Raw genomic sequence first — 10842 nt, 5'->3', positions numbered from 1 at the left:
GTTCTGGAAACATTAAAAATGTGCCAGAAGCCTACATCGACCCGCTAGGGCGATGTAGGTAGTTCACTGAGATTTTCTAAGACTATACCTTGTTGTGCTAGTACCAAGCGGTTGGTAGTAAAACTTTGCTCTCGTCCGGAGTCTACACCATGTGTATCAATACCTACACCTGCAATCCGTCTTCCTTGCAGTAAAAACTCAGTCACCTCACGACCAAAACCCGGAAAGTGCATAATTCCGTCAGCATCCTGGTTGAAAAAGGCATTTTTATCAGACCATTTATTCTGCCAGCCTGTATATAATAGCACTACAGAACCAGAGGCAATCTCACCGTGTTGTACCTCCCAAGCCATCACATCAGCAATAGTGAGGATATAGTCAGGATTAACTGTAGCGGCTGTACTGATATCTATGACTACGGCAGGTACAATCAACGACTGAGCAGAATATTGATCAATGCCTACACCAGCCTGATAAAAACTGTTAGGTGCATTAATATGGGTGGCACTATGTTCACCCAAAGAAAAACGCCGCAGATGATAGCCATCATCTTGCAGTTCGGCAACGGGGGTAAACTCCACTGGAGGATCACCAGGCCATTGCGGGATGTCTGTGTCAATTACATGACTTAAATGTATAACGCGTGAGAAATTAATAGTATTCACACCTAAATATTACACGCAGCAGAGAAGAAAAGAACGCTCAATTATGACTCAATCCCCAATCAAGAGTCCCCAATCAAGGATTCGACAGCAATGGTGCATTTGCAATATCACTCAAACCAATGCTAGTCAGCAAATTCTGCCACTGTTCTTGAATGGTTGTGTCTTGAGGATTTTGTTGACGTAATTGGGCTAGTGTAACTGCGGCTTCGTGCCAAACGCCATTTTGGATATAGATGGCAACCTGTTGTAGAGGGGTTGCGGTTTTTAACTTCTGAATAGTGGTTGGGTTGAGGGTAACTCGTTTGATTACGCCTTCAACGTAAATTGGTGGTGATTGTTTTTCTGGATCACAGTAGACGGTGAGAAACCAGCGATAGCGTTGATTTATTGCTAATGGGGAAATGTTGGTAGGTAGAGAAACACTAATAACTCCTGGTTTTGCTGGGAGAGCGATCGCAGTTTGGTAAATTGAATTTGACTCCTGGTCTTGCAAGACAAATTCTGTGGGATAGTTGACATTGCCGAAGTACGGCAGATAAAACATTAGCGTCGGATGCTCCTGTGTTGTCAATCCCCAAACGTTTGTGATTGTGGGCGCGTCTTGGGTGAACGGTACTAAAGCGGTGAGTTCCGGCTTCACTAATGGACAAGAACCCCGTTTAGCACCACCACGAACACGACCCCCAGGGGGTGGTTCGGAAGTAGGTGCTGGTGGTGGAGTAAAACTAACTTTCTGGGTATGGGTGACAGTTGAATTTGATAGTGCTGGTTTTGCCAGTACCCAAGTTTGAGATGCTAATAAACTTGTACAGCTAAGAGCTAATGACAGTAAGAGTTTCATAAGTTGTATTAAATATGGTGGACGGAGGTAGGAAGCTTTCGGAGCAGGGGAGCAGGGGGGCAGGGGAGCGGAGGAGAAACACTAATAACTAATGACTAATAACTAATGACTAATGACTAATAACTAATAACTAATGACTAATAACTAATAACTAATGACTAATAACTAAAAATTTTGAGTTTTGAATTGATACTACAGTGGCTGTTGCCAGTAAAGATAAGGCTGAGGGTACAAAGGGAACCCAAACACCTACAATTAACAGACCAAAACAGCAGACATACAAAACACCAGAACTTACACCAATAGCTAAACCTAATTTGGGTAACAACCGCCATTGCCAAGCGACTAAACCGCCGACTCCCGACCAAAGGCTAATCCAAATCACCTCAAACCAAGGCGACCAAGCCCGCAATAATGGACGGTTATCTAAAACAGCACTGATGATGTGACTTACCATCTGGGCTTGTACCATTACCCCCGGCATTTGTTCGTCTAACAATTTGCCGTAGGGTGTAGCCCAATAGTCGGGAAAATCTCCTTTTGCGGCTACACCAATCAGCACAATCCGGTCTTTGATGGCGTTGGGGTTAATTGGGTTAGATAACAATTGGGTGAGTGTTACCTGTTCGGCAATTTTCTTAGAAGCACGGTAGTTGAGTAAGATTTGACCACCATTAGCATCTATACCTTGATAACCGCCAGTGTGAGGTGAGAGGCGGTGAAAAACTTTGTTACCTAGCTGCAAACTGGGAGATGGATCAGAGGTAAATTGAGGCTGAATTCCTAAAGACGAGAGATAGCGGAATGCTAGTTGGGTACTAAAGGCATAGGGAGCCGGACATAATGATGCTGTCTCCTGATTCATAAACATCAGATGGCGACGCACCACACCATCAGCATCATGAATGAAGTCGCTAAATCCTAGACGTTCTTGGACAATTTCCGGTGGTGGTTCTATGCCTTTGGTTTTAGCTGTGGTATCACTGCCTTTACATACTCCAATTAAGTTATCAGTTTGCTGAAGTTGAGTAATTAACTCTGGTTTTTCGGCTGGAAAGTCACGGTAAATATCTAAACCGATGGCTTTGGGTTGATACTGATTCAGCTTTGTTAGTAATTTCTTCAGGTATTTTTCTGAGATAGACGTTCCTTTTAATACTTCACCATTGCGGCGTTGAGTGGCTAAGTCCTCATCATCGATGGTGACTATTAACAGGCGCGGATCTGGCCTTTCTTCAGGACGCGATCGCATCATTTGGTCAAATGCTTGCAATTCCCATGTTTGCAATCCCCCCAACAACCGCAAACCACAAACTACCGCCGTCACTACTAAACTAGACACCGCCACTGTTTTTAATTGGCGTGTTTTTTTCACTGGTGGGGTAGAAACTATTTCTTGGGGTTGGATCAGTTCATCCCAAGTGGGTGGAATTTGAGATGGATTTTGACAAATGATTGGTAGCCAAGTTGCACAGGGAAATTTATCTTCTAATCCTTGTAATCGTTCCCTGGCGTGTCGCACTGCTTGGTATAAAGATTCACCATTAGCAAACCCTTGAAGAAAATATTTCAAGAACTCTTGCGCTACTTGATCAGGAACAGGTTCGCGCATGATGATCATCTGGGGGATGTGCAGATCAGCGAGTTCTCGCGCTAAACCTAACCCATCGCAAGAGTTGAAAATTGCTAGTTGTAAACCTCTTTGTATGGCTTGTTTGAGGGCATATTTAAGTTCACCTATGGTCAAACTATCGGTTTTATTCAGATAAATTTTGCCGGTGGTATTATTTCCTTGACTAGAACTGTGTCCAGCGAAAAATAAGATATCCCAGTTTTTACCCCAGAGGTGATCTGTCAATTCTTTACGCTGTGGTTCCACCATCAAACAAACGTCGGCATTCGGGCAATTTTGTAAAACAGCTTGATCGGCCTGGGTATTAATTCCCTGACTATTACCGACTATTGCCAAAATGTTAACTGTCGAGTTGGGGGTGCGTGGTTTATGAATGCGATCGTAGCTTGGTGATGATAGGGCAATTTCTGCTTTGGGGTAGCGTTCTAATAAATCCCATGCGTGCCAAGGTAGCCTGATTAATTGGTTGTTTTCTGATTGCAGAATTACTCTAATTTGGTCTGTGGGCTGCAATTTCTCTAGCCATTTTTCCCGCAGGGAGCGAAACCCTTCGGTTTGTAGCCAGGTATTAAACCGGGCGCGTAAAATATGGGCTAATTCGTGGCAGTCTTGAGTAATTGAAACATTTGTAACTTGAATTTTGTCTGCATCTAAGCGGTAACGATGACCTAACTGAAGATAGCTAGACTGCCAACGACTGTAGTAAAGCATCATTTCTGGGCAAGGGGGGAGTTTGCCTGTGATTTCGGTAGCGGGGCGATCGCTTTCTTCCCCTATCTGGAGAGTTACGGTAAACCCCTGCTCTAAACTACCTTCTCCGAATTTCAGCACTACTAACTTAGCCATGACTGTTCTTTTGCTCAGACTTCCTGAAAATGCACAATTCCAACCAACCAGTCTGGAATTTTATTTAATTACTCATGACTAAATTTAAATGACAAAGTTTTCTGTAATACTCATATCACCCAATGATACCTGAACGCTAAACTGTTCTTGGATGTCACCGCGAAACTGTAACTGTATGTAGTTATCTGCACTTCTGGCTTGTGCTTCTAAAAATGTAGCTCCTGTATTATCTAATACTTTTAATTGGACTCCATTCGGTAAATGTACTTGATTACCTGTAGCGTGAAGTTGCAGACGGATGCCAGTTTTTTGGTTAGCTTCCGGGGTAATTTCCACAATCAACATCACTGGTTGATTGTCAATTTGGATACCTAAATCAATCAGTTTAGCTCTTTTAGTGGTTGCTTCTGACTGTCCAACTACTGCATCTGTGGTATTGAGAAAGCTCCTAAAGGCATAAGCAGGTCTGGATTCTAGGGAATTTAACAAGGATTCTACTGTTTGCCAACCAGCTTCCACTTGACCGATAAACCACCGACTCAGATTTACTAGCGGATCGACTGGGGAAGTTCTCAATTGCCCCAAGCGATCAATTAACGCTTCGATGGGTTGTAATTGAATTAAAGGCAGTGTTTCAGTTGTTGCTGTTTTGATAAAACCTAGAAGTTTTGCTTCTTGGTATGAATCATCAATCTGCACGACTACATAACCTGCTCTTTCTTCCCAAGTTTCCGCAGGAATTAAGCATTGTTCGTCTTGTTCCCCTACAGGACGGCATTCCAAACGACCAACTGAAGACACCTCCAAATCTGCCACATTCGCACAAAGCTGCATAATCGGGTTCCAACTGTCACTCTGTGTGAGGTTAGTAGGAATATCCATCATTTGTAAATAGTCATTCACTACCCAGACAGCCAAAGTATTGCGCCTCACTTGCTCGGCTTTCGCTGGAGTAGGTTGTCGCAGGGCAAACTTTTGGGCAGTTGTCCGAGCCGCTTGAGAAATTGGCAGAGAAATTGCGAAATCTTCTAGTTTGAAGGTGTTGTTAGTCATAAATCAATCCCCAGTGATCAATGCTGCTGTGTACATATCGCCCAAATTAACTAAATTTATGCCACAAGTTTAATAAAAATTAGACGCTTTTTTGCGGATGAGTGATGAGGTAGGGGTGCTTTCGGTGCAGGGGAGGCAGGGAGAAAAACTTTTACCCAGTTCCCAATCCCCAATCCCTACTCACAACCAATTCCCAATTAAAACATAGGCAGACCAAAAGCTGGGGGCTTGGTAGTTGGGATGTCGCAAGAGTTTGAGTTGAGCTTGTTGGAGTGCTTCGGCTTTGGTAACTTTGCGGGTTTTTAGTTCTCGATAAAATTCACCGACGAACAAGGCTGTAGATTCGTCATCAATTTGCCATAGGGAGGCTACGGTGCTGCGTGCGCCGGCTCTGACTGCGACTCCGGCTAAACCTAGGGCGGCGCGGTTGTCTCCGGCTGCTGTCTGACAGGCACTTAATACTAATAGTTCTACTGCTCCTGGTTGGTTTTGGTTGCGACTGCGAAGTAGGGTGTCGAATTGAATGACGTTAATTGGGCCGTCAGCCGCCAAAATAAAGGTATTTTCGGCACGAGAGCTAAATTGTCCATGAGTTGCTAAATGTAGTACGTTAAATGAAACAGTATTTACTTCTTTTTCTAGTGCTTCGCGGGTGAACTGCTGATCTAAAAGACTGGTGATGTCAACTCCAGCACTGGCTATTAAGTTGACTTCTGATTTGATGGCGGGTAAGGGTGCAAAGTTGGGAAACTCTGGCGGGGGTTCTGTCAGTCCAGCCGTTAAGGCTCTGAGTTGCTGACGCTCTATGGGTTTGGGATCAAGGAGTTGTAACCCGACACTCAGAGCGATCGCATATTTTTCTATGAGGTACTGCTTTCCGTCATACAGTGCCGCCATCGGTAAATTACGCAACCCACCATCTGGTACAAATACTAATGTCTTGACTCCACTAGCAATCAGTTCGGATTCAATCGGTTTGAGCAACCAATTATAAACTTGTTGTGCCTGGGTTTTAAGAGCTTTGGTAGCCGTAGGATTTACGAGATTTTTTCGCAATTCCCCCAGAATTTTGTCTACTTCTTGCTGATTAACGGCTGTGCTGTAATCCTGTAGGGGTTTGTTAGGCAGTTTGACAATCACCTGCAATCTTTCCGGCAAAATAATCGGGTAAAGAATGGCTGTGGTGGGGTTATCTTGGTCTACAATTGTATCTATCGGCACAGCCTGACCTTGTAGACAAGCTTCCCGAAAGAAGTTATCTAACTCGGCTAACTGTAATGCTTCCATCCGTTGACGGGCTTTATCTAAAGTTTCTTCGGTGATTTCCGACTTGAGTAACAATTCTACGGATTGCCGATAAACTGGTTCTACACTATCACGAAAGTTAAACTGTACGTCTTGATTGACAGCTACTAAGTCACTGCGGAGAGAGTTGAGGGTTGCCACTGCCGCATCATAAGCAGCGATCGCACCTGATATGTTATCTTGCTGCCATAATATTCTCCCCAACTGCCACTCTAATTTATAGGTAATGTCTGCCGCATTGCTACCTTGCGCTAACACTAATCCCTGTTGAGTCAGGTTTTGGGCATCTCGCCATTGTTGATTTTGCTCATATAAATTACCCAAACTTAACAGCGCGTAAGCTTCGGCGCGTTTATCTGCTAAAATCTGGGCTTGTTTAATTGTATTCGCTAAAATTTGGGCGATTTGTTGATTATTGGGGATTGGGAATTGGGGATTGGGGAAAAATACATTTTCAGTATCCTGCCTTCTGCCTTCTGCTGCTTGCTGCTGGCTCAATTTCATTAAACTCTGCACAAAGTTAATTTGAGCGTAGATAGAAGCACGACTAACTGGGAGTTGGTTAAGTTGAGCTTGAATTGTGGGGATTAAAGGTTGAGTATCGACGAATTTTTGATTGTCAATCAGCAAGCTGAGATAATTAAGTTGGGCTTGAATTTTCGGAAGGGGTGAGGTAGATTTGGCTACTGTTTGTTGATAGTAGTTAATGGCTTCTGGTATTTGCTGTCTAGCTCTGGCGTTGTTGCCTAAACTAAATAAACTAGCTGCTATCTCTGTAGGTAGTTGTAAACCTTGGACAACGGTGAGACTCTGCTGTAAGATAGTCTGCGACTGAGTTAAATTCCCGACTACCATCAAAGCATCACCAAGCGATCGCAATCCTACCGCTTTTTCTAAAGAATCTGGTTGTGATTGTAATTTTTGATTAACCTCTGCCAAAATCTGCACAGACCGACGATAAAATCCTTGTGTGCGCCAAGCTTGGGCTTGATTAATGCGCGATCGCACTTCACCAATTGGGTTGTTAATTTGCTGATAAATCTCTGCTGTTTGCTGCCAAGTCTCTAAAGCCGCCTCTGGTTTCCCCATCGCCAATTGCAAACGCCCTTGAATATCTAGAGTTTGGGCTAATATTTGCAGATTTTTGGGATTTTTCGGGGCTTGCAGTAATTCCAAACTTGTTTTAATCGCCTTCTCTGCTGCTTGCCAATCCCCCATTTGTTGATAGGCTAAACACAAATTACTCAGAGTAGCAGCCAATTTCAGACTATCCCCCTGCTGCTGATATGCTTGGATTGCCTGTTGTAATACCTGCACCGCCTCAGCAAACCTACCAGCATCATATAAAGTTTTACCCTGTTCTATCAACAAGCCACCCTGAGAATTAGCCAACTGCGGCGCATCCAACCCCAAAGCAACCACAGGCTGAGAATTTCCTATCTTGAGTTTTTGCCAATCCCCAGCCAATACAGGTAAATTGATTGTCAAAAGCAAACCAACCTGAAAATATATCAATAAACTGAGTTTGATTTTGGGGTGTTTACCTGCAAAATAGTGGCGAAAGACTTTTACAAATTGATTAACGAACATGGCAAGCGGCAGACGACAACCAAGGGAGTAGATAATTAGTTGTTTTTTGAGCAACTAAAACAATATTCCCATGAGCATCGACCACCCAGCCCTGAGCTTCCATAATTTTATCGGATTGAGGTACACCAGAGGCAGGGTGACAATCTATAGTCATCGGCTGGGATAAAATATCTGTGGGTAGTGAGACTAATCTTTGACTAGGCTCTACATCTGGGGTATTAATCGTGACTCCGGCATTTACGGATGGCAGGGGTTGAGAAAAAGCTGTAACATCATTAGTTGTTAGAAGTTGCGTATCAAGTTGACTTAAGTCAGTAGTTCCCAAAATTTGCTCAAGTTCGTCTCGACTACGCACAACTAACCCAAAAATGCTTTTACTGTTGATTGTCACTCTACCACCTTGAGCATTGGCGGTGATGTCGTTGTTTTCTTGCGGGAAAGCTACGATAAATGGTGAATTAATCGCAATATCCCCCCCCGCAGAGGTAAAGATTTGACTATTATGGCGCAGTTGCAATAAACCTCTGAGGTTCAGTGTAATATTACCACCACCAGATGCAGTCATATTACCTTGCTCTAACTTCACCTCACGGGCTGTAATTTCTAAATTTCCTGCCTCACCATTAACTTGACTGCTAACAGTGACTTCTGCGCCTTCGTTGATGAGTAGGCTTCTACTATCAATAATTAAGTTACCCGCCTTACCTTCGCCTTCACTTCTACTAGATAAACTACTAACAATACTGCTATCTGCAATTCTTCCACTACCTGTGATTTCTACACCATCCGTAGCTTTGACAATCAAACTGCCGCCAGCACCTACACTAAATACACCAGTTCTAATTTCTCCCCCATCCCGAATTATCAACTTGCTGACATTTAACTTTTGGATATCTGTCTCACCTGCACCAAAATTATCGGCGGTAATTCTACCCCCATTTTCTACAGTCAGCAATTTAGTATTAATATCCCATGAACCGACGTTATTTGTCGCACCGGGTTGAGCAGAAACAAAAATACCACTACGATAAATATCTACAGGCGCAGTTGTGGCAAATGGTGAAGCCCCACTAATCAAGATACTATCTGCGGCGTTGATTGTAATATTTCCCCCTCTGCCTCGATATCGCGCAGCATTAGATATCTGCGCCCCATTTGCTATCGTTAAATTTCTGGTTTCTAAGGTAATATTCCCGGAATTTCCGGCATTAGCTATAGCATTCAAATCAACTTGAGCAAAAATACCACTGGGAATATCTCCATCTGGAGTTTCACCAATTAGGTTGATGCTGTCTGTAGCTGTGACTAAAATATTGCCTGTATTTCCTCTGCCAAATGTGGAAACCTCTATACCTCCACCATCTTGTAGTAATAATCGTCTAGTTTCAACAGTCACATTACCGCCGTTACCTGTAACGTTGCCACAGTTTCCACCCAAAGGACAAACTTGTGAACCAATAAATGATGTTGAACCTAGTGCTATAGTATCTTGGGATTTGATGAAAATATCTCCCGCTTTACCTTCACCTTGACTCGCAGTCGCGATATTAGCATTATTATTTAAAGTCAGTGACTCCCTAGCATTGATGACTAAATTCTCACCCGTTGTTGAGCCGAAGGTGACAGCAAAAACTAAAGCATCATCTAGCGTAATATTTCTGCCCTGAATTTGAATAGCACCACCACGATTGAGAATGGGAAAATCACTGGCATCGACAACTGTACCTCCTGTCAGTTGAATATTTCCCAAGCTACTATTATCTGTGTATTCTAAAGCATAACCTTGCTCAATTTGATTTAAGCTGACAAAACTATTGTTAGTCACACTTCCTAACTCGATTCTGCCGCCTGGGGCTGCTAAAAAACTATTTGTTAGCGATACATCGCCGCCGATTAATGCTAAAGTTTTACCTTCAGAAACTTCTAACCCCAAAGGGATAGATGGAGAAATGGGTTGTACAATTGCGCCGGGATTATTGCCAAACTGTAAACCTACAGGCACACTAATTGTTAATAATGCTGAAGGTTCAGGGTTATTAGCACTAAATTCTCTGCCATCAGCAAACTTGACACTGTTAGCTGTAGTCGCTATAAAAGAACCGCCAATATTTAAAATGGCATTTGTACCCAAAATTATACCTCTTGGGTTGATTAAAAATAGATTAGCTGTGCTACCTGGGCGAGTTTGAATCAAGCCATCAATCCGAGATGGTAAACTGCCTGTGACTCTAGTAATAATATTTTGTACAGTCAAATCATGATTAAATAAGGCTGTATCTCCGGTGCTATTTCTCGTGGTTCGAGAAAAGGAAAAATCTTGAAAGCTATGAAATAAATTCTCTCCTCTTTGAGTACCTCCCTCAATAATTCTGATGTTGTCTGCGGGTGTGACAGTAGAGTTGATAGGTAGTGTTGTATCTGGAATTATTTCTGCTGTTGTTGATTTGGTATTTAATAGCAACAATATTAAACTACTCATCCAAATACACAATTGTTGCTTCGAGTTGTTTTTAAAGATAAATAAAGACACATTCATTCACCTAATATAACAAGTTCGTAGTAAGGACTTTAGTCCTTTTTTCTCAAAACGCTTCGTGTTGATTACAAACCAGCCTTGTTAATACTATGAGGACTTACGCAAGTGTCACGTCGCTGCGCTCCGAATTCAAAATTCAAAATTCTTGCAGTCATAATAAAACTTGCTGGTAGGGTGAGTCAGAGCAGATTATTCTGTAATAATTAACAGGTTTTTGATATCTGACGCACCCGAATAATTTACCAGTTGCGTAAGTCATAACTATATTTTTTTAACTGAATATTATTGAATTATTCAGTCAGGTGTATTAAGTCATGTTTTGCACCATTCTCAATTAGAATAGGTGGGCATTGCCAAAAACATAAAACTCAGT

General features: G+C 42.7%; 6 protein-coding genes. All 6 read right to left on the bottom strand.

What is annotated here, in order from left to right:
• Positions 1-44: 44 nt before the first annotated feature.
• The 6 genes from AACS98_RS22315 to AACS98_RS22290 all read right to left on the bottom strand — a co-directional run bounded on the left by AACS98_RS22315 (position 45) and on the right by AACS98_RS22290 (position 10412).
• Complete coding sequence (locus AACS98_RS22315) at positions 45-665, bottom strand: cyclase family protein (protein ID WP_084386955.1); 621 nt, start codon at positions 663-665, stop codon at positions 45-47.
• 73 nt (positions 666-738) lie between these two features.
• Complete coding sequence (locus AACS98_RS22310) at positions 739-1506, bottom strand: DUF928 domain-containing protein (protein ID WP_066384227.1); 768 nt, start codon at positions 1504-1506, stop codon at positions 739-741.
• A gap of 151 nt (positions 1507-1657) precedes the next feature.
• A complete protein-coding gene (locus AACS98_RS22305; RefSeq protein ID WP_066384226.1) occupies positions 1658-3985 on the bottom strand; it encodes a CHASE2 domain-containing protein in 2328 nt (775 codons plus the stop codon).
• Positions 3986-4069: 84 nt separating this feature from the next.
• The gene (locus AACS98_RS22300) at positions 4070-5038 is read right to left on the bottom strand and encodes a DUF1822 family protein (protein ID WP_066384224.1); all 969 of its coding nucleotides are present in this window, start codon (positions 5036-5038) and stop codon (positions 4070-4072) included.
• Between the two features lie 180 nt (positions 5039-5218).
• Positions 5219-7933, bottom strand: coding sequence for a CHAT domain-containing protein (locus tag AACS98_RS22295; protein WP_066384221.1), 2715 nt, complete (start codon positions 7931-7933; stop codon positions 5219-5221).
• Positions 7923-10412 carry a two-partner secretion domain-containing protein gene (locus AACS98_RS22290; RefSeq protein ID WP_066384246.1) on the bottom strand — a complete coding sequence of 830 codons (2490 nt, stop codon included), beginning with the start codon at positions 10410-10412 and terminating at the stop codon, positions 7923-7925. The genes AACS98_RS22295 and AACS98_RS22290 overlap by 11 nt, the downstream gene beginning before the upstream one ends.
• Between the last annotated feature and the right edge of the window lie 430 nt (positions 10413-10842).

This window comes from Anabaena sp. CA = ATCC 33047 (assembly GCF_963870205.1).
GTDB lineage: Bacteria > Cyanobacteriota > Cyanobacteriia > Cyanobacteriales > Nostocaceae > Trichormus.
This window is presented reverse-complemented; position numbering and strand designations above follow the sequence as displayed.

What these genes read in the sequence shown, in the direction of transcription:
- AACS98_RS22305 (WP_066384226.1), bottom strand. Translation starts at nt 3,985, where the DNA reads ATGGCTAAGTTAGTAGTGCTGAAATTCGGAGAAGGTAGTTTAGAGCAG.
- AACS98_RS22300 (WP_066384224.1), bottom strand. Translation starts at nt 5,038, where the DNA reads ATGACTAACAACACCTTCAAACTAGAAGATTTCGCAATTTCTCTGCCA.
- AACS98_RS22295 (WP_066384221.1), bottom strand. Translation starts at nt 7,933, where the DNA reads ATGTTCGTTAATCAATTTGTAAAAGTCTTTCGCCACTATTTTGCAGGT.
- AACS98_RS22310 (WP_066384227.1), bottom strand. Translation starts at nt 1,506, where the DNA reads ATGAAACTCTTACTGTCATTAGCTCTTAGCTGTACAAGTTTATTAGCA.
- AACS98_RS22290 (WP_066384246.1), bottom strand. Translation starts at nt 10,412, where the DNA reads ATGAGTAGTTTAATATTGTTGCTATTAAATACCAAATCAACAACAGCA.